1 protein-coding gene is annotated in these 656 nt (G+C 38.4%); it reads right to left on the bottom strand.

Annotation, left to right across the window (positions count from 1 at the left end):
• Nucleotides 1–656 (bottom strand): hypothetical protein (locus tag ACYVRH_RS14005; RefSeq protein ID WP_461257496.1); only part of this gene is annotated, 656 nt, incomplete at both ends.

The following is a 656-nucleotide window of genomic DNA, read 5'->3' on the forward strand; positions in this document are numbered from 1 at the left end:
ATAGTAAGCGGTGTCGGCAAACTGGCTGAATATTACCACTTTTTCTTGGGGGAATATTTGCGTAAGCATTTCGTATAACGCTCCAAGCTGTCTGTCCTTTGCCTGATCCCATGTTTTGCCCAATTCCATTATTTTTAATAATCGGGCAGTATCCGCTTCCAGATCGTCTTTAAGTTTTTTATTAAAAAGCTCGCTTCGTATCCATTCATATTTCTGCTTTGTATTAGAAAGTGTTTGGTAGTATTTCTGAGCCAGTTTTCGATATTCTTCCGTATCAAATACAAAATTTTCAATCCCTGAATCAGTGTCACCTGTATCAGGGGACGTATCTTCATCGCTGTAAAGTATTTCGTTAATTATGTCTCCTTCCTGCTTTCCTACAGGAAATTCCAGTCCTTCATCAATAGCATAAATGAATAAATAGTTACGCAAAATATGGCGGCTTATGGAAAGCAGGAACGAATACCCTGAACTTTCAAGGCGTTTGAACAGATTGGTACGGGCAAAACCTCGAAGCTGTTTGCCGGCTTTGGCAAGGTTGATTTTTATTTTTGTTTCTTCAGGTTTTATGTTTTTAAGGTTTGTTTTGTTCTCATACATTTCCTGACCAATCCCGTAACGAGGCAGAAGCAATTCATTAATCGTGTTTACAACAT

This window comes from Treponema sp. R80B11-R83G3, from assembly GCF_054786115.1.